The organism is Mesorhizobium sp. WSM4807, assembly GCF_055811615.1.
On record NZ_JBVVQY010000032.1, the window covers coordinates 46,816 to 65,129 of the forward strand.

The window sequence follows — 18,314 nt, forward strand, 5'->3', positions numbered from 1 at the left end:
GCCAGCCTTGCCAATTGGCGACCTGTCGTCGCCCTACTTCGTCTCGCCCAGCCTTTCCGCCTTGTCGAGATTGTCCTTGCCGATGACGATCGGCGTCAGCAGGACGAGCTTTTCCTTCGGCTCGGTCTTGTCCTTGGCGTAGGCGACGGCGATCTGCACCGCGGTGCGCGACTGCTCGCCGGGGAACTGTTCGACCGTGCCGGCCAGCTTGCCGTCGCGCACGGCGACCAGCGCTTCGGGTAGCGCATCGAAGCCGTAGATCTTGACGTCGGTGAAGTTGCGCGCCGCGCAGGCTTCTACCGCGCCAAGCGCCATGTCGTCATTGGCGCAGATGATCGCGTCGGGCTTGCCGTTGGCGGCAAGGCCGGCCTCGGTGACGGACAGCGCCTCGGCGCGGGCGAAGTTGGCGGTCTGCTCGAAGACGATCTGGTATTTGTCCTTCAGCGGATCGAGCACGTTGTGCACGCCCTTGTTGCGGTCGATCGCCGGGCCGGCGCCGGGCTGGCCCTGCAAATGGAAGATCTTGGCACCGTTCGGGAACGCCGCCACCATGGCCTGCGCCTCGGCCTCGCCGCCCTTGACATTGTCGGCGCCGACATGGGCGAGGATGCCTTCGACGCCGTCGACGCGGCGGTCGATGGTGACGACGGGAATGCCGGCCTGGACCGCTTGCTCGATGGCCGGCGCCAGCGCGTTGACGTCGAGCGGCGAGATGACGATGGCGTCGACCTTCTGCACAAGCGCCGCCTCGATATCGGCGGTCTGCTTTGGCGCCGAATTCTGGCCGTCGCTCTCGGTCAGGTTGACGCCTTGCGCCTGCGCCTCCGCCTTGATCTGGTTCAGCATGTGAACGAAGAACGGAAAGCCGAGGCTCGGCACCGAACCTAGGATGGTCAGCTTGTCCTGAGCGAAAGCCAGTTGCGGAGCGGCCAGCGCCAATGTGCCCATCGCCACGGACGACAGCAGGAATTCACGTCTGTTCATCAATTTGGTCTCCTCCACATGAGCGCATGACCCCGAAAACCGGAATGGATCTCCGCCAGGTTCCTGCGTCGATTCAAAATGGAGTGTCCTTTGAGCGCCCAAGGGGACGCAACGGCGCTCCAGCCGGTCCACCGCGACGTTCTCCTCCGCTCGGCGCCGGCGGGCGGATGCTAGCCAAGGCCGGAGGTTTGCGCAAGAACGGCAGGATTCGACTCATAGCCGCGTCATGCGCCCAACGCCGCCGGTGCTGCTCATAGTGTTGTCGGCAATGGCGCTTCTGGCGTTTGCGCTTCATCCCATCCGGCCAGCGCGAGACCGGATCGTATCCGCTCCCGATCTTCCAAGCGCATCATGTGAAGGTCCGCCATGATTGCCTGTACGGTCAGGCCGGGGTTTAGGCGGCGGCCTTCCCTAGCGCAGGCCCTTGCCTTGTCGATATTGCCGTCAAGCGCGTGACAAGCCGCCAGCCGCGCCCATTGCCAGGCACTCTTTCGCGGAAGGCAGGAAAAAGACGCCACCGCTTCCGGGTAGCGACCAAGGACAAGCAGGGCCTCACCCCGGTCGTAATAATACCAGGCGGGATGCATCGGATTGAGTTGGATCGCCTGGTCCAGCAGCACCAGACCGGCCTCGCCATGGCCGCGTATCACCTCGAAAAAGCCCGTCTGGGCCAACGTGTCGGCATCATAGGGGTTCAGATCCAATGCGCGCGCGAAATGGCGTGCGGCGGCGTCGAATTCGGCCAGGTAGAGAAGGATCAAGGCCAGGATGCGGTGGCAACGTGCCTCGTCCGGGCTGAGTGCAGTGGCATGCAAGGCCCGGTCTCGCGCCTGATCGAGCAAGGCGCGAGGCGCGCCGCCATAGCCGCCTATGATCGTGTCCGCCAAGGCGAGATAGGCGTGAGCGAGCCCCGAATCCGGATCGCGTTCGAGCGCCTTCAGCAGGTGTTCGCGGGCCTGCTGGTTGACGCCCTCGCCATAGCTGCGCAGCAGCGCGATGCCGCGCAAGATATGGACGTAGGCTCCGATGTTGGCGGCGGGCGCGGGGGACATGCGCCGCATCGCCGCGCTCTCGATGTTGGCGACCAGCGCGGTCGCGATCCGTTGCGCCACCATCCTTTGAAAGACGAAGATATCGCTGGTCCTGAACGAAAATGCCTGCGCCCAGATGCGCCGGCCGGACGCTGTCTCGGACAGCACGACGTGCGTGCTGTAACCATCCTCAGCGCTCTCGACGCTGCCTTCCGCAACATAGTCGGCGCCGAGACGCTCAGCGGTCGCCCAGATGTCCTGGTCGGAATGTTCGGCAAGCGCGAAGGCCGAATGGCGCGCCAGCACCGCGATGGTCTTAAAGTAGGAAAGCGCGTTGATGATCTCCTCGACCGCGCCGTCGAAGAGCGGCTTTGCCGTCGCGTCGTCAATATTAACGCGAAACGGCAGGATGGCGACCATCGGCTCGGGCGCTCGTTCAATCTGAACGGCAGCGCTGGCCGGCGGCAGCGAAGCGGACAGGCTGTCGTCGGCAGCGTGGAACATGTAGCCGCGCCGGGGCACGGTGCGAACCAGCGACTGCGTCTCGTCGCCTATGCATTTGCGCACATCGCGAACGCATTGCGTGAGCGAATCCTCTGTCACGATGGTGTTGGGCCAGACCGCCTGGAACAGTTCGTCCTTGCTCAGCACTCGGCCGGGATTGCGCACCAGGAAGGCCAGCAGATCGAAGGTCTTTGGCCGCACCGGCACGATCTCGCCGTCACGCCGCAATGTGCCGCGGTCGAGATCGAGAACCGAGCTGCCGACCTGGTGTGCCAAGCTCCTGCACCACCGCTGCGCCTGATTGCGCAACGATCATCGGAGCCGCATAAGCCGCTAAAGGTCAAGCCCGAAAGATGCCGGAGAGGCGCTGCCACAGGCGCGGCCGCGTTGTGGCAGGGATCATGGCTGTCTCACTCTGCGTCAGCAGGTCGAGATAGTGCAGCATCTGAGCCGTTTCGCCGCCACAGAATTCAACGTTGCCCGTCGACAGGATCCGGTGCACGGCTTCCCGTGCCAAAACCGACGAGAGGAATGGTCCTTCAGCCTTCGCATGCATAATCGATCTCCACGGTTGGTGCCGGCAAGGGCGTGCCGGATTGCAATGATCTGAGGTAGGCGGCGACCTTGCCCTGCAGCCGCCATAGCGTCGCGTCGCGGATGTTGCGGGCTTCAAGCTGAATGACGGTGCGGCGCAGATAGTCGGCGCAGCTTCCGATGTGGCCGGCAGCGAGCGACAGGATCTCCACCGTGGTCTGCTCGGGCAGGCCTGCGGCATAGGCGGGGCCACTCCGGTCGGCGACAAAGGCGATGGCCCGCAAATTCCCACCCGCGCCTCGAACCGAAACCCAGCGCGGAATGTTGGTCGGCGGGTTGGCACTCATCTCCCGGCGCAGCAGCCGGTCGATCGCTGTCTCGACGTCACGGTCGGGGAGGCGGTAGACGACACCGCGGCAGCTGCCGCCACGGTCGAGCACAAGCATCAGGCCAGGCCGCTCGCGCGTGCCGCGCCAGCGGGTCAGCCACAGCGAAAATCGCCGATGCCAGCCATGGACGGTCGCCGGTCGCTCCTCGACGAATTCGAAGCATGGGTTCCACAGCAGAGAGCCATAGGCGAACACCCAAACGTCACGCGGGCGTCCCGCAAGCAGTTGCTTGCGAATGTCGGCATAGTCGCGATCCTCCAGATTGCGCAGTCCAGGCGCCGGGCCGGCGTCTTCGATCTTGCGATCGATCCTGGCGAGGAGGTCTTCTGTCAGGGCAATTGTCATGGCCGCTCATCGGTTTGTCTCCCGGGAGCATCGCCGCGACATGGCGTCCGCGTCCTGAACGGATGCTGATGTTGTGCTGAAATCGAATGGAGCCGCGGCGGCTGGTCGCAGGGGCGTGCGAGAAGCTTTCGGCTTCGAAGCGCGACATCACAATCGGTCAGATGCGGTGTTTAGGTTCTCCATTTGTAGTATTCTGCGTCGACAGCAGTTGAACCCATCTCTCCGTCCAGTAGCAGGAAATTTGCCATGAACCGCATTGCGGCGTCTTCGCCGGCTCTATCCGACCGCGAGCGCGCGGTGGCGGAGAAATTTGCCGCCGGCCTGACCTATCGCGAGATCGGCGAGGCGCTGTTCATCGCTCCGTCGACCGTGCGTACCCATCTCGCCTCGATCTACGACAAGCTTGGCGTCCGCAACAAGGTCGCCCTCGCAGCGCATTTTGCCGGTGCCTCCGGCGCTCGGCCGGACGGGCTATCACCCCCGTCGGACGCTCCGCCGGTGCTCGCCATATTTCCGATCGAATGCCTGAATTCGGAAGAGCGTTGGCGCCGCTTTGCCGACGGTCTGTCGTCGGACATCACCATCGACCTGGCACGATACGCGGGCTTGCCTGTCATCGCCTTCCACACGATGAAATCGCTGGGCAGCAAGCCGGCCGACTTCGAGGCGGACGGCAAGGCGCTTGGCGCTACCTATATTGTGTCGGGCCAGTTGCGCGCAGACGACCAGAGGGTTCGTTTGACGATAGAGCTTGCCGATGCCCGTAGCGGCGTCAGCCTGTGGAGCGAGCGCTACGACCGCCCGGTCGAGGACATTTTCGCGCTGCAGGACAGCCTGACCGAGAACGTCATCAATGTGCTGGCCGGCAGTTACGGAACGCTGGCCACGGTCGGCCGCAATGCGGTTCGCCGCAAGCCGCCGGCCAGCTTGCGGGCCTACGACTTTTATCTGCTTGGCGTCGAACAGCACAACACGTTCAGCCGCGCCGGCAATGCGGAGGCAATCCGCCTGTTTTCACGCGCGCTCGAGCTTGACCCAACTCTGGTCAGGGCCTGGACCGAGCTTGCCTATGCCTATTCCATCGAGGCCTGCAATGGCTTTGGCGACGATGTGCCGGGCTCGATCGAGAACTGGAGGACGGCGGTCGAAAACGCCTTGCGGCTCGACCCGACGGACAGCGCCGCCCACACCTGCCTTGGCGATCTCAAGGGATGTCTCGGCGACTTTGAGGGGGCAGAGCGCGCGTATCAGCGTGGCTTCGAATGCGGCTTCAACCACGCCGACACGCTGGCGCTGCTGGCCGGCAGCAAGGCCCTTGTCGCCGGCGATCCGGCCGAGGCGATCCCGCTCATCGAGCGCGCCATGCGCCTCAATCCGCTGGCCCCGCGCTGGTATTTCGGCATGCAGGGCCGCATCCTGTTTGCCGCCGGCAGGCATCGGGAAGCTGTCGCGGCGCTCCGCAGAGGTTCGCCGGATTCTCCGAACGTGCTGATGTTTTTGGCGCTCGCGCATGCGGCACAGAGCGAGACCGGCGAGGCGGCCAGGATTGCAGCCCGCTTGAACGCTGAATTCCCGGACTTTTCGGTCGAACGCTTCATCTCAGCCTATCCCGTGACAAACCCGGATGCCGTGCAGGCCATACGCGACGCCGCAAAGCTGGCAAGGCTCGGCTGAGGCCCCTTGATCTTGAAGCCGAGGCGTCCGCAACCGCGCATCTGCCCCGACAATCTCTCAATCTGCCACCGCCGGCTTGCTGATTTTGTCGGTCGTCAGCGACAGCAAGGTGATTGATCCAAATACGACCGCAGCACCGACTGCTGCGGTCGGCGACAGCCGCTCGCCCAAAAATATGGCAGCGCCAATCGCTCCGAACACGCTCTCCGCGCTGACGATCACCGCGGCATGGCTGGCGGATGTGAAGCGTTGAGCGACCGTCTGGATGCCGAAGGCGGCCCCGGTCGAGAAGATGCCGAGCACGGCGAGTTCCGGGCCTGCATCGCTGATGGCGGCCAGCGACAGATTACCCTGGAGGGCGCCGAGCGGCAGGGTGAGCACGGCGGCGCCGAGAAATTGCGCGGCAGCCGCCGCGACCGGCGCGCCGTGGGTCTGCATGTGGCGACCAAGCTCCACCATCCAAAGCGCGTAGCACGCGGCCGAAAGTATCGCAGCGAGATCGCCCTGGCTGAAGCTGGTGGTCAAGCCTCCGGACAGCAGCAGGACACCGACCACTGTCATGGCAGCCGCAAGCCCGCCAACAGCAGTCGGGCGCTCGCCAATCAGCAACCAGGCGGCGAGCGGTGTCATCACCGTTGCGGTGCTCACCAGGAAGCTCGCATTGGTAACCGAGGTGTCGAGATAGGAGACCTGCTGGATGATGATCGAAATTGAAAACAGAACGCTGACTTTGGTGAGGCTCATCCAGTAGCCGGGCCCGGATTTCCTTCCCCATTCGAGCATCGTCAGCGGCGCGACCATGAGCCCCGCGATCAGGCAGCGCATGCCCACGGCGCTGAGCGGATCGAGATGATCCAGCACCGTCTTCTGCGCAACATTACCGAAGCCCCAAAAGGCAGCAGCAAGCAGAAGCAGACAGTTGGCCTGCACCTTCGACATATCGATGTCTCGACAAAGCTTGCGCCGCAAAGGGCGGATCGCTGGTTGCTAGCGGGCGGCGAGCTTGTCCCACCGTTTGCAATAAGGGCGGACGCCGACGGGCACGATCTCATAGCCGGCGTCGTTCAACTGGAGCTTCATCTCCTCGAAATGCCGCTTTGAGCCGCTGACGATCGATTCAGGCGTGTAGTCCCAGCCGTTGCGGGCGGCGTTGGCCAGAACGTCGGCATAGACGCGCATGCTCGTGATTTTCACATCCGATTCCAGCACCTGCCTGCATCCTCTTGCGAACAACGGCGAGTGGACGGCGGAAAGACTCAAGATCGTGCATGCCAGCATTATCGAAACAGGACGCATGGAAACCTCCCCTGATAGCAGCTTGTTGCCGCAAGCGAGCTTGCAATTTGTGCGCCTGCGGCGGGATCGGGCAGATGCAGTATTCGGCCTCCTGCATTTGTGGTATTCTTCCGCTGGGGACGGGTCCCACCATGACGTTCAACGACGCTTCGAAAGCGCAGGCGCTCGATGCCTTGTCGGGTCGCGAGCGCGCGGTCGCGGAAAAATTCGCAACCGGCATGACCTATCGCGAAATCGGCAATGCACTTTTCATTGCCCCGACCACTGTTCGCACCCACCTTGCGGCCATCTACGAAAAACTTGGCGTGCGCACCAAGATCGGGCTCGCGGCGTATTTTGCCGGCGCTTCCGGCGCTCGGCCGGACGGGCTGTCACCCCCGTCGGACGCTCCGCCGGTGCTCGCCATATTTCCGATCGAATGCCTGAATTCGGAAGAGCGTTGGCGCCGCTTTGCCGACGGTCTGTCGTCGGACATCACCATCGACCTGGCACGATACGCGGGCTTGCCTGTCATCGCCTTCCACACGATGAAATCGCTGGGCAGCAAGCCGGCCGACTTCGAGGCGGACGGCAAGGCGCTTGGCGCTACCTATATTGTGTCGGGCCAGTTGCGCGCGGACGACCAGAGGATTCGCTTGACGATAGAGCTTGCCGATGCCCGTAGCGGCGTCAGCCTGTGGAGGGAGCGCTACGACCGCCCGGTCGAGGACATTTTCGCGCTGCAGGACAGCCTGACCGAAAGCATCATCAATGTGTTCGCCGGCAGTTACGGAACGCTGGCCACGGTCGGCCGCAATGCGGTTCGCCGCAAGCCGCCGGCCAGCCTGCGGGCCTATGATTTTTATCTGCTTGCCCTCGAACAGCACACTACGTTCAGCCGCGCCGGAAATGTCGAGGCGATCCGCTTGTTTTCACGCGCGCTGGAGCTTGATCCTACCTTCGCCAACTGCTGGGCCGAGCTCGCCTATGCCTATTCGGTCGAGGCCTGCAACGGCTTCGGTAACGACCTGCTGACGTCGATCGAGAACTGGCGGGCGGCGGCCGAAAACGCCTTGCGCCTCGACCCGACGGACAGCTGCGCCCACGCATGCCTTGGCAATGTCAGGGCATGTCTTGGTGATCTCGAAGGAGCGGAGCGCGCGCATCGGCGCGCCTTCGAATACGGCTGCAATCACGCCGGCATACTGGCGCTGCTGGCCGGCAGCAAGGCGCTTGTCGTCGGCGATCCGGGCGAGGCGATTCCGCTCATCGAGCGTGCCATGCGCCTCAATCCGTTGGCCCCGCCCTGGTATTTCGGCATGCAAGGCCGCATGCTGTTCGTCGCCGGCAGACACGGGCAAGCCATTGCGGCGCTCCGCAGGAGTTCGCCGGAGTCGCCGGACGTGCTGATGTTCCTGGCGCTCTCGCATGCGGCCATGGGCGAGGCCGGCGAGGCGGCGCGCGCCGCGGCCCGCTTGAGAGCCGAATTTCCAGCCTTTTCGGTCGAACGCTTCATCGCAGGCTATCCGGTGACCAACCGGGACGCGTTGCTTGTCATCCGCCACGCTGCCGAGCTGGCGAAGCTGCCGTAGATGCCATCTACCGGTCGATCGTCACCATGACGCGCTCGTTGTAGCGCTCACCCGCGACCTTGCCCGGCGCCAGCGCGTCGTCGAGCGCATGCATTGCGTCGGCGTCGAGCTCGATCGCCGCGGCAGCGACATTCTCCTCGAGGTATTTTCTGCGCTTGGTGCCGGGGATCGGCACGATGTCGATGCCGAAGTCGCTGCCCTTGTGCAGCAGCCAGGCCAGCGCGATCTGGCCGGGCTTGACGCCCTTGGCCGCCGCGATGTCGCGGACAATCCCGGCGGCCTGCACATTGGCGTCGTAGTTGGCGCCCTGGTAGCGCGGGTCGCCGCGCCGGAAGTCGCCTTCCGGATAGTCCTCGGCGCGCTTGACGTCGCCGGTGAGAAAGCCGCGGCCAAGCGGCGCGAACGGCACCAGGCCAATGTCGAGTTCGCTGAGCAGCGGGATGATCTCCGGCTCCAGATTGCGTTCCCACAGCGAATATTCGCTCTGCACCGCCGACACCGGTTGCACGGCATGCGCCCGGCCGATGTTGGCCGCACCCGCCTCCGACAGGCCGAAGAAGCGCACCTTGCCATCAGTGATTAGTTTGCTGACAGCACCCGCCACGTCCTCGATCGGCACCGCCGGGTCGACGCGGTGCTGGTAGAGCAGGTCGATATGGTCGGTGGCGAGCCGGCCGAGCGAGCCGTCCACCGCCTCACGGATATGCTCGGGCCGGCTGTTGCGGTCAGTGCCGATCTGCTTGCCGTTTTCGATACGGAAGCCGAATTTGGTGGCGATCGTCACCTCGTCGCGCCGGCCCTTCAGCGCGCGGCCGAGCAGTTCCTCATTGGTGTGCGGGCCATAGACTTCCGCCGTATCGAGGAAGGTGCAGCCGAGCTCGATGGCGCGATGCAGTGTGGCGATCGATTCCGCCTCGTCGGCCGGGCCGTAGGACTGGCTCATGCCCATGCAGCCGAGGCCGATCACCGATACCTGCAGCCCTTGGCTGCCCAGCTTGCGTGTGCTCAAGGTCATGGATGAGATCTCCGGACAATGTCAGGGTTCATGTGCGTCAGGACTATTGCCTCAGGACCATATAGAGCGCTCGCTCGGTTTCCACAGTCGCTCAGCTCTGGGCCGGCCGCACGATCGCGTGAGCGTCGGAGGAGGAGGAGTGAATAGTGAATAGTGAATAGTGAATGGTGAATGGTGAGAAGCGATTAGTGATTGGTGATTGGTGATAGTGAGCTGTGATTTCGTCACGTCTTGTGTGCAATCTTCACCATTCACCATTCACCATTCACCATTCACCATTCACCTCTCGCGAGCGTTGCTAAAGACCTGCCTGTAGATCGCCTCGATTCGTTCGGCCTCTCCATCGGTCAGCGCGGCGAACTCCTTTTCCCGGGCGCGATTCGACAGGCGCCCGCCATTTTGTTTCAGGAAGTGGAAGAGGAGATCGATCAGCCGCTCCGGCATGTCGATGAAGGCATCGACCTGCTGCCGGAATTGATCGTAGCGGCGCAGGAACTCGGTTTCGTTGGGAAGGTCCTGCTCGATCGTTCTCTGGACGCAGGCATAGAGAAATTCGGCGTGCGGTGTTGCGTCAAAGAACCGATAATAATCGCCGGTGTCGTTCAGGACACGGACGTTGAATTGCGGCGTCGGCTCCCATTCGACCAGTGGTAGCAGGCGCTGCGAATAGCTCTTGAGCACCCGCCGGTACTCGTCGATTTGTTCAAGTATCGCGGCGGAGACGGGAAATACGACGCCAGGCGGGTTGAAACCGCGCGCGGCGAGGACGTGGTGGATCAGGTAGCGATGAATGCGGCCGTTCCCGTCTTCGAACGGGTGGATATAGACAAAGCCGAAGGCGAGGATCGCGGCGGCGATCACCGCATCGATGCCTTGGGCCGGACCGTGGTCGAATGCAACCATTCCATCGATCAGCGATGCCAAGTCTTCGGGCCGGGCGCTGATGTGATCGGGCAGTGGCATGCGGTTGTCGCGATCATGCTCGCCGATGAAACCGCCCTCCTGCCGGAAGCCGAGCTTCACGAAACGGGCGTCGCCGAGCACGATCCTTTGCAGGCGCAGCAACTCATCGCGATCGAGCGGCTGACGGCCGGCCTCGCCAATGGCGCGGCCCCAGCGCTGAATGCGGTCCTGCGGCGGCCGCTCACCCTCGATCGCGTAGCTGGACCGCGAGTCCTTGAGCAGGAGGAACGCTGCGGTCCTTGCTAGAAGATCGCGCGACACGTCTGCAATGATGTCTTGCGCACGCCTGGGCAGGTCGAGGCCAATGAATTGATCGAGAACCTCGGTGCGAAACACCAGCGGACAGAAATCCGGCGTTCCAGGCAAATTGTCTTTCACGCGGTGGCGTGGAGCGGTCTTCTCCTGCGCTGCCCACTGCAGCCCGGGGTCGACGACCGGGACGTAGCGTCCGGCGGTCGCGTCGGGGAGATCCAGTCGGGTACCCTTCAGCCACTCATAGAGGAACCAGATGCGGCGGGCGTAACTGCCGGTCGGACTTTTGCGCACGAGCGCTTCAATGGCGGCGGGACCTGTCTCCAGGAACAGCCGCTTGAGGACAGCGAGGTCAAGGCCCTCATATTTCAGAGCGAAAGTAAGATGGCCTTCGAGTGTCGGATGGGGGGCGTGGCGCGGTGTCATGATGCGCCAGCCGTCCTTCTCGATGATACGGTGATGCTCGCCGGTCGCGGAAAGCATGCGGGGCAGCGGGACAGCGAGCTTGTAAGCGTCAATCAACGCGCTGTACCCGGCCGGGGTTGCCGTTTCAGGAAGGCGCATGTCCTGAAAAACGGTGACTGGACCTGAAAATCGATGCTCACTCCGTTCGATCATAAAATTTGGGTCTCGGGTCTGAAAAGTTAAGCCGCAGATGCACATTCTGTGAAAAATGATACTATCATATGAAAATTGATCCCATGAATTAGATTTCGTGAAATATGAGAAGAAATTGCCTGATCAGATCAATGCCCGGCCCTCAATCACAGTAGATTATTCGTCTCGCCATCCGATCATGCGCGAAATTGACACAACCGTCTGTCTCGGCCATCCTTATGCTAGCCGCCTTTTCCTGCGGCGGCGTGTGTATGAGCGAGTCCATGGCCAGTTCCGTCACCAGCCAGAATTCCAAGCGTGCCGCGGTGCGCAAGGCGCTCGACCGCCACAAGGTCTATATCACCGCACAGAGCTTTTCCGCCGGCGCCTACAAAGCGCGCGTCCTCGTCGATGGCGAGGCCTACTGGGTCGACGAATTCCGGCTGAGCCAGCTCCAGCAGGGTCTGTCGCCGGCCGAGCTCGAATTGACGCCGGCCACCGACGATTGAGCTGTGTGACCTCTCGTCATCCCAGGGCGGAGCAGGAGCGAAGCGACGTCGCGGAGACCTTGGGATCCATGTCGTGACCTGTGAGCGCCGCTGCGATGGAATTTTGATGCTGGCGGGACAGCGCCCGCCTCTGTCCTGCCCTCTTTGCCACCACTTGGCATCTCCCCCACGAGGGGGGAGATTGGCAGTGTCACTGTGGGCACCCTCTTTGCAACGTCGGAGATTGGCGAAAGCGTCGCGACATCCGATCTCCCCCCATGTGGGGGGAGATGTCCGGCAGGACAGAGGGGGGCGCGAAGGAATGAGACGCTGGTTCCTGGCTGCCGTGCGCTTCGGTCTTTGACATGCCACCTCCTTCAAAACTCAAGGCCTATCGCGCCAAGCGCGAATTCAGCAAGACACCGGAACCCGTCGGCGGGCCGGTTGCCGGAGAAGGCAACCGCTTCGTCGTGCACAAGCATCACGCCACTGCCGACCACTACGACCTTCGCCTGCAAGTCGGCGACGTGCTGAAGAGCTGGGCGGTGCCTCGCGGTCCATCGCTCAACCCGGCCGACAAGCGGCTGGCGGTCGAGACCGAGGACCACCCGCTCGAATATATCGACTTCGAGGGGGTCATTCCGGAGGGCGAATATGGCGGCGGGCCGATGATCGTCTGGGACACTGGCGTCTGGGCGCCGATGGACGACGTCGAAAAGAGCCTGCGCACCGGTTCCTTCAAGTTCCGTCTCGCCGGCGAGAAGCTGAATGGCGGCTGGATGCTGACCAGGCTAAAGGCCAAGCCCGGCGACGACGAGAAGAAAAACTGGCTGCTGTTCAAGGAGCGCGATCTCGCCGCCGATCCAGCGCTCGACATCCTTGCCGAGCGGCCGGAAAGCGTCAAATCGGGACGGCGCATCGAGGAACTGGTCGAAGCGCCGAAGCCAGTCCCCAAACCTGCGAAACCCGTCGTGCTGAAGCCTGGCGCTTTGCCGGGTGCGATCAGGGCGCCGCCGCCCACCCGCATCGAGCCGCAACTGGCGACGCAGGTTCCGAAGCCGCCGGGCGGCGATGACCCCGCGAGCCGCACGGGCGAAATCTGGCTGCACGAGATCAAGTTCGACGGCTACCGCACCATGGCGCATCTGGCTGACGGCGTGGTCAAGCTGATCACCCGCGCCGGCCTCGACTGGACCAGGCGCTATGGCGACCTGCCGCATGCCTTCGCCCGGCTGCCATGCCGTGAGGCTGTCATCGACGGCGAGATCGTCGTGCTCGACGCCAAGGGCATCAGCCGCTTCGCTCTTTTGCAGGACGCGCTGGCCGAAGGCGCCGGCAACAAGCTCCACTTTTACGCCTTCGATCTCTTGCATCTCGACGGCTGGGACCTGAGAAAAGCGCCGCTCGGCCGGCGCAAGGCGCTGCTGTCGCAATTGCTGTCCGGGCTGGGCGCCAACTCCGCCATCCAGTTCTCGGACCACGTCGAAGGCGATGGCCAGGCGCTCTACGACCAGGCTTCCGAGATGGGACTGGAAGGCGTCGTCTCCAAGCGCGCCACGGCAATCTACCAGAGCGGCCGCACCAAGACCTGGACCAAGATCAAGGCGCTGAAGAACGGCGACTTCGTCATCGCCGGCTACACCGTCTCCGCTGCAGCCGAGGGACTGGCCGCACTCGGCCTCGCCGAATTCGAGGATGGCGAACTGCACTATCGCGGCAAGGTCGGCACCGGCTTCGATGCCGCCACCGCCGCCGACCTGCTGGCCCGGCTCAAGCCCTTGCGGGCCGGCGCTTCTGAACCCGAAGGGGTTCCGCGCGAGATCATGCGCGAGATGAACTGGGTGCGGCCGTTGCTTTCGGCCCATATCCACTATGCCAACCGGACTGCCGATAATGCGCTGCGCCATGCGGTGTTCCGCGGACTGCGCGACGTCGGCCTGTCGACGCCGGTGTCGGCCAAGCGCAAGCGGCTGATCGCCGAAGCCGACCTCGCCACGATCTGGGTGACCAATCCGACACGGCGGCTGTTCGGCAAGACCGGACCGACCAAGCTCGATATCGCCGTCTACTATGCGCTGGTCGGCGATTTCATGCTGCCGCATATTTTGGGCCGCCCGGTGTCGCTGGTGCGCTGCCCGACAGGCAAGCCGCAGGACTGCTTCTTCCAGCGCCATGCCTTCACCGGCATGCCGTCATCGGTGGCGACCTTCGAGGCGACCAATTCCGAGGGCGAGACCAAATCCTATTTGTCGGTCGAGGACGCCAAGGGCTATCTGGCGCTGGCGCAGTTCGGCGTCGTCGAGTTCCACACCTGGGGCACCCACCGCACGCGGCTCGACAAACCCGACCTGATCGTCTTCGACCTCGATCCCGGCGAGGGGGTTAGCTGGCGCGAGGTGGTCGAAGCCGCAGTGCATATCCGCGGCGAGCTCGAGGCTCTGGGGCTGGTGCCGTTCGCGAAAACCTCGGGCGGCAAGGGCATCCACATATCAGTGCCGGTGACGCAAAAACAGAACTGGAAGAAGCTGCACCAGGCGACCAGCGCCATTTCCTCGGCGTTGGCCGCCACCGCGCCCGACACCTTCACCACCACCATGGGTAAGGACAACCGCAAGCGGCGCATCTTCATCGATTATCACCGCAATGCGCGCGGCCACACCTCGGCCGCACCTTACTCGCTGCGCGCCCGCACCAACCTGCCGGCCTCGACGCCGGTGAGCTGGTCCGATCTGGAATCCATCGACGCTCCGGAAGATTTGAATTATTCTTCGCTGCCGGGCCTTCTGGCCACCTCCGGCGATCCCTGGGCCGATATGGAAGATTTCGCTAGGGATTTGCCGGTATTGTGAGGGCGATGTAGGTTTTGCGCAGCGTCGTTCGTCCTTTGGACGAAGCGCTGCGAAAAGTTCGACAGTGCACGGCCGCGTAGGAGAGTTTCATGGCGCCCAGGGCAAGTTGGAAAGGTTACCTCAAGCTCAGTCTCGTCAGCTGTCCGGTCCGGCTTTATCCGGCGACGAGCGCGAGCGAGCGGATCAGCTTCAACCAGCTGCACAAGGACACCCACAACCGCATCAACATGAAGCCGGTCGATCCCGAACTCGGGCTGGTCGAGCGCTCGGATCTGGTCAAGGGCTACGAATACGAGGACAAGCAGTACATTATCATCGACGATGCCGACCTCGAGGCGGTGCGCATCGAATCCAACCACACGATGAATATCGAAGCCTTTGTCGACGAGCATTCGGTCGACGTCATCTATCAGGACGCGCCGTACTACCTGGCGCCAGATGGCGCCATGGCCGAGGAGACTTTCGCGGTGCTGCGCGAAGCGATGCGCAAGTCCGGCAAGCTGGCGATCGCGCGGCTGGTGCTGTCCAGCCGCGAGCGCGTGGTGACGATCGGCGCTCGCAAGAACGGCATGTTCGTCTGCACCTTGAGGAACCCGAACGAAGTGCGCGGCACGGCTGAATATTTCGGCAATATCCCGGCCGGCAAGCCCGACCCGGAAATGCTGCAGCTCGCCGAAGCGCTGATCAAGCAGAAGGAAACCACCTTCGACCCGAAGAACTATGAGGACCGCTATGAGATCGCGCTGATGGCGATGATCCGCGAGAAGCTCAAGGGTCACAAGCCGATCATCGCCGCCGCCCCCGAGCGCGGCAACGTGATCAATCTGATGGATGCGCTGAAGGCCAGCCTGTCGCAATCGGCCAAGCCGCCGGCCAAGAGCAAGAGCAAGGCCGATGAAGGGGCGAAGCCTGCGGCGAAATCCGCCAAGGCCGGCGCCGGCGCGGCCAAGGAAAATCCGCTTAAGGCCAATTTGCTGAAGGCCGTCGGCAAGAGCAAGGCGTGACGGCTCTCGCCGGCACCGTCTTCGGCACCATCGGCGCGCTGGCGGCGTTCCCGCTCAGGCTGGCCGCGCGCGAGGTCGAACGCCAGCACGGCCAATTGAGGCGCGGCGTTAACAGGCGCACCAGCCATGTCGTGTTCGGCCGCTTGTATCTCGCCAAGGCCGGGGATGCCGAGATCGAGCGCCGCGTCGCCGCCGAGCGCGCGACCGGCCGAAAGCTGATCAGCGAAAACGGTTTTTTGCGCCTGCTCGGGCTGATGGCGGCGCCGGAGGCTTCGGCGCTGCCCAGGCAGTCGCTCATTGACCAGTCGCGGCTTGCCGCCGCCGATCTCGACCTGTTGTCGCTTTTCGATGCCTTCGAGCATGATTGCGAGCCCTATTCGTTTCGCGACCTGATCCTGGCCCGCAAATATGCCGGGCTGATTGCCGGCGGGGCGTCATGGGGGGCGATCGCGCGCTCGGTGCACCGCTGCGGCCCGGTCGCCTCGCTGACCGCCAAGTCGCTCAATGTCGGCTCGCAGCATGGGCGCGCCGATGCGATCTATCTCGAGGGCGGCCAGAGCGAACTCGACGGCCAATTGCTGTTCGACCTGGGGTCGCCTGACGATGACACGCTGGAAGAATTGTTCGCCGACGCTGAAGCCGCGGAAGAGGCTGAACGCCACGAGCAGGCGGCGGCGTTCTACCAGCGCTGCCTTTCCATCGATCCGAGCGACGCCATCGCCGCCTTCAACCGCGCCAACTGCCTGCGCGCCGCTGGACGCGCGGCCGAGGCGGCGCACGACTATGCCCGCGCCATCAAGTGTGACCCCGGCTTTGTCGAGGCCTGGTTCAATCTGGCCGGGCTGATGAGCGATGAGGGCCGCGACGCCTCGGCGCGGCGGCATCTGCAAAAGGCGATCGCGCTCGATGCCAATTATGCCGATGCGGTGTTCAACCTGGCACGGCTGGAGTTCGACGCCGGCAACCTCGCCGAGGCGCGGCGGAACTGGGCGCGCTATCTCGAGCTCGACGCCAGCTCCGAATGGGCGCGCATGGCGGCCAAGGGTATTCAGTTCATCGATCTGCAGCTGGCGCGGATGTCGGCGGGGTGAGGCGATGGCGCTCCCTTCTCCCCTTGTGGGAGAAGGTGGATTGGCGCGTTAGCGCCGAGACGGATGAGGGGTGCTGGAAGAAATGAGGCGTTGGCGCTCCGTCCAACACCCCTCATCCGACCGAGCTTCGCTCGGCCACCTTCTCCCACAAGGGGAGAAGGGGTCGTCAACGTTGGAGTTCCCATGACCACCTTCCTCCTCGACGGCCCCGAAACCGCCCCCATCACCATCCTTCTCGCCCATGGCGCCGGGGCGCCGATGGATTCGGCGTCGATGAATGCCACGGCAAAAGCGCTGGCCGAAGCCGGCTTCCGCGTCGCGCGCTTTGAATTCCACTACATGGCGGCCCGCCGCTACGGCCACCGCAAGCCGCCGCCGCGGGCCGAGACGGTGAACCCCGAATACATCAAGGCGATCGCCGACCTCAGGGCGAAGGGCGTGAAGGGGCCGCTCATCATCGGCGGCAAGTCGATGGGCGGCCGCGTTGCCTCGATGATTGCCGACGAGATGTTTTCGAAGGGCGAGATTTCAGGGCTGCTTTGTCTGGGTTACCCCTTCCATCCGCCGGGGAAACCGACGCAGCTTCGGACAAAACACCTCGCCGATCTCAGGACGCCGACATTGATTTTCCAGGGCACACGCGACGAATTCGGGACCAGGGACGAGGTCGCGACCTACGATCTATCCGACACCATCGAAATGCGGTGGCTGGAGGATGGCGACCACGATTTGAAGCCGCGCAAGAGCATCTCCGGCTTCTCCACTGCCGATCATCTGAAGACGATGACTGATGCGGTGAAGGCGTGGACCGAGCGCATCGTGCGCTGAAGCAGGCCGATGAAGATCGCCACCTTCAACATCAACAACATCAACGGCCGGCTGCAGAACCTGCTCGCCTGGCTGACTGTCGCCAAGCCCGACATCGTCTGCTTGCAGGAGCTGAAGGCGAGGCAGACGCAGTTTCCGCGCACAGCACTCGCGGCGGCCGGCTATGGCGCGGTGTGGGTGGGGCAGCCGACCTGGAACGGCGTCGCCATACTCGCGCGGGGTTCAGAACCCGTTCTGACCCGCGAGGCGTTGCCCGGCGACGAGGTGGACCAGCAGGCCCGCTACATCGAGGCGGCGGTTAGCGGCATCGTCGTCGCCTGCCTCTATGCGCCGAACGGCAACCCGCAGCCCGGTCCGAAATTCCAGTACAAACTTGCCTGGCACCAACGGCTAAACGCGCATGCGGCGGAGCTGTTCGACACCGGCCTGCCGGTGGTGCTGGCCGGCGACTACAACATCGTGCCCGAGCCGCGCGACATCTACCCAACCCGCTCCTATGACGACAATGCGCTGGTGCAGCCGGAAAGCCGCGCCGCCTTCGCAGCACTGCTCGACCAGGGCTGGACCGACGCACTGCGCAAGAAGCACCCGAAGGAGACGCTCTACACATTCTGGGATTATCGCCGCAACCGCTGGCCGCGCGACGCCGGCCTGCGGCTCGATCATATACTGCTGTCGAGGAAGCTGGCGCGCCGGCTGGCCGCAGCAGGCATCGACCGCGACGTGCGCGGCGAGACCGGCGCCAGCGACCATGCCCCTGTGTGGGTGGAATTGCGGTGAAGGGTGGAGAGCCAATCTCCCCCCTTGTGGGGGAGATGCCCGGCAGGGCAGAGGGGGGCGCGAAGGATCGCCAGCCTTTGCTCTAACTCATTCTCAACCAGGAACCAGTCTGCGGGCGT

16 protein-coding genes are annotated in these 18,314 nt (G+C 63.8%); 8 read left to right on the forward strand and 8 right to left on the reverse strand.

All coding sequences use genetic code 11. The features are described 5' to 3' along the window. Positions 1–33 precede the first annotated feature (33 nt). From AC0L3N_RS28695 to AC0L3N_RS28710, 4 genes are all read right to left on the reverse strand, one after another. Positions 34–984, reverse strand: a complete 951-nt coding sequence (locus tag AC0L3N_RS28695) for a substrate-binding domain-containing protein (RefSeq protein ID WP_473550882.1) — start codon at positions 982–984, stop codon at positions 34–36. Between the two features lie 251 nt (positions 985–1,235). Beyond that, entirely contained in the window at positions 1,236–2,795 is a 1,560-nt protein-coding gene (locus AC0L3N_RS28700; protein ID WP_473550883.1) for a winged helix-turn-helix domain-containing tetratricopeptide repeat protein, read from the reverse strand. A gap of 64 nt (positions 2,796–2,859) precedes the next feature. Further along, on the reverse strand, positions 2,860–3,075 hold the full coding sequence (locus tag AC0L3N_RS28705; protein ID WP_473550884.1) for a hypothetical protein: 216 nt from the start codon (positions 3,073–3,075) through the stop codon (positions 2,860–2,862). After that, positions 3,059–3,787, reverse strand: a complete 729-nt coding sequence (locus AC0L3N_RS28710) for a gamma-glutamylcyclotransferase (RefSeq protein WP_473550886.1) — start codon at positions 3,785–3,787, stop codon at positions 3,059–3,061. The genes AC0L3N_RS28705 and AC0L3N_RS28710 overlap by 17 nt, the downstream gene beginning before the upstream one ends. A 246-nt stretch (positions 3,788–4,033) precedes the next feature. Between AC0L3N_RS28710 and AC0L3N_RS28715 the strand changes: the two genes are divergently transcribed. Next, complete coding sequence (locus AC0L3N_RS28715) at positions 4,034–5,461, forward strand: LuxR C-terminal-related transcriptional regulator (RefSeq protein WP_473550887.1); 1,428 nt, start codon at positions 4,034–4,036, stop codon at positions 5,459–5,461. A 57-nt stretch (positions 5,462–5,518) separates the two neighbouring features. Here the strand turns inward: AC0L3N_RS28715 and AC0L3N_RS28720 are convergent, their stop codons facing one another. Together AC0L3N_RS28720 and AC0L3N_RS28725 are read right to left on the reverse strand one after the other, a co-directional pair. Further along, a complete protein-coding gene (locus AC0L3N_RS28720) occupies positions 5,519–6,400 on the reverse strand; it encodes a DMT family transporter (RefSeq protein ID WP_473550888.1) in 882 nt (293 codons plus the stop codon). Positions 6,401–6,448: 48 nt separating this feature from the next. Then, positions 6,449–6,655, reverse strand: coding sequence for a hypothetical protein (locus AC0L3N_RS28725; protein WP_473488916.1), 207 nt, complete (start codon positions 6,653–6,655; stop codon positions 6,449–6,451). A 233-nt stretch (positions 6,656–6,888) separates the two neighbouring features. Between AC0L3N_RS28725 and AC0L3N_RS28730 the strand changes: the two genes are divergently transcribed. Beyond that, positions 6,889–8,328 (forward strand): LuxR C-terminal-related transcriptional regulator, encoded by a 1,440-nt coding sequence (locus AC0L3N_RS28730; protein ID WP_473550890.1) that lies wholly within the window; start codon positions 6,889–6,891, stop codon positions 8,326–8,328. Between the two features lie 7 nt (positions 8,329–8,335). On the opposite strand, the gene AC0L3N_RS28735 is transcribed toward AC0L3N_RS28730, so the two are convergent. Further along, positions 8,336–9,343, reverse strand: a complete 1,008-nt coding sequence (locus AC0L3N_RS28735; RefSeq protein WP_473550891.1) for an aldo/keto reductase — start codon at positions 9,341–9,343, stop codon at positions 8,336–8,338. 279 nt (positions 9,344–9,622) lie between these two features. After that, on the reverse strand, positions 9,623–11,176 hold the full coding sequence (locus tag AC0L3N_RS28740) for a Fic family protein (protein ID WP_473550892.1): 1,554 nt from the start codon (positions 11,174–11,176) through the stop codon (positions 9,623–9,625). Between the two features lie 263 nt (positions 11,177–11,439). Between AC0L3N_RS28740 and AC0L3N_RS28745 the strand changes: the two genes are divergently transcribed. The 6 genes from AC0L3N_RS28745 (at position 11,440) to AC0L3N_RS28770 (ending at position 18,195) form a co-directional block, all read left to right on the forward strand. Then, entirely contained in the window at positions 11,440–11,664 is a 225-nt protein-coding gene (locus AC0L3N_RS28745; protein WP_029351283.1) for a hypothetical protein, read from the forward strand. 344 nt (positions 11,665–12,008) lie between these two features. Next, positions 12,009–14,492, forward strand: coding sequence for a DNA ligase D (ligD, locus tag AC0L3N_RS28750; protein ID WP_473550894.1), 2,484 nt, complete (start codon positions 12,009–12,011; stop codon positions 14,490–14,492). An 89-nt stretch (positions 14,493–14,581) separates the two neighbouring features. Then, the gene (gene ku, locus AC0L3N_RS28755) at positions 14,582–15,496 is read left to right on the forward strand and encodes a non-homologous end joining protein Ku (RefSeq protein ID WP_473550895.1); all 915 of its coding nucleotides are present in this window, start codon (positions 14,582–14,584) and stop codon (positions 15,494–15,496) included. Then, a complete protein-coding gene (locus AC0L3N_RS28760) occupies positions 15,493–16,587 on the forward strand; it encodes a tetratricopeptide repeat protein (RefSeq protein ID WP_473550896.1) in 1,095 nt (364 codons plus the stop codon). The genes ku and AC0L3N_RS28760 overlap by 4 nt, the downstream gene beginning before the upstream one ends. A 183-nt stretch (positions 16,588–16,770) precedes the next feature. Then, entirely contained in the window at positions 16,771–17,415 is a 645-nt protein-coding gene (locus AC0L3N_RS28765) for an alpha/beta hydrolase family protein (protein ID WP_473550898.1), read from the forward strand. A gap of 9 nt (positions 17,416–17,424) precedes the next feature. Then, on the forward strand, positions 17,425–18,195 hold the full coding sequence (locus AC0L3N_RS28770; protein ID WP_473550899.1) for an exodeoxyribonuclease III: 771 nt from the start codon (positions 17,425–17,427) through the stop codon (positions 18,193–18,195). Positions 18,196–18,314 lie beyond the last annotated feature (119 nt).

Coding starts and splice junctions, on each gene's coding strand:
- AC0L3N_RS28695 (WP_473550882.1), bottom strand. CDS start 984: ATGAACAGACGTGAATTCCTGCTGTCGTCCGTGGCGATGGGCACATTG.
- AC0L3N_RS28705 (WP_473550884.1), bottom strand. CDS start 3,075: ATGCATGCGAAGGCTGAAGGACCATTCCTCTCGTCGGTTTTGGCACGG.
- AC0L3N_RS28770 (WP_473550899.1), top strand. CDS start 17,425: ATGAAGATCGCCACCTTCAACATCAACAACATCAACGGCCGGCTGCAG.
- AC0L3N_RS28765 (WP_473550898.1), top strand. CDS start 16,771: ATGACCACCTTCCTCCTCGACGGCCCCGAAACCGCCCCCATCACCATC.
- AC0L3N_RS28720 (WP_473550888.1), bottom strand. CDS start 6,400: ATGTCGAAGGTGCAGGCCAACTGTCTGCTTCTGCTTGCTGCTGCCTTT.
- AC0L3N_RS28715 (WP_473550887.1), top strand. CDS start 4,034: ATGAACCGCATTGCGGCGTCTTCGCCGGCTCTATCCGACCGCGAGCGC.
- AC0L3N_RS28745 (WP_029351283.1), top strand. CDS start 11,440: ATGGCCAGTTCCGTCACCAGCCAGAATTCCAAGCGTGCCGCGGTGCGC.
- AC0L3N_RS28710 (WP_473550886.1), bottom strand. CDS start 3,787: ATGACAATTGCCCTGACAGAAGACCTCCTCGCCAGGATCGATCGCAAG.
- ku (WP_473550895.1), top strand. CDS start 14,582: ATGGCGCCCAGGGCAAGTTGGAAAGGTTACCTCAAGCTCAGTCTCGTC.
- AC0L3N_RS28735 (WP_473550891.1), bottom strand. CDS start 9,343: ATGACCTTGAGCACACGCAAGCTGGGCAGCCAAGGGCTGCAGGTATCG.
- AC0L3N_RS28730 (WP_473550890.1), top strand. CDS start 6,889: ATGACGTTCAACGACGCTTCGAAAGCGCAGGCGCTCGATGCCTTGTCG.
- ligD (WP_473550894.1), top strand. CDS start 12,009: ATGCCACCTCCTTCAAAACTCAAGGCCTATCGCGCCAAGCGCGAATTC.
- AC0L3N_RS28740 (WP_473550892.1), bottom strand. CDS start 11,176: ATGATCGAACGGAGTGAGCATCGATTTTCAGGTCCAGTCACCGTTTTT.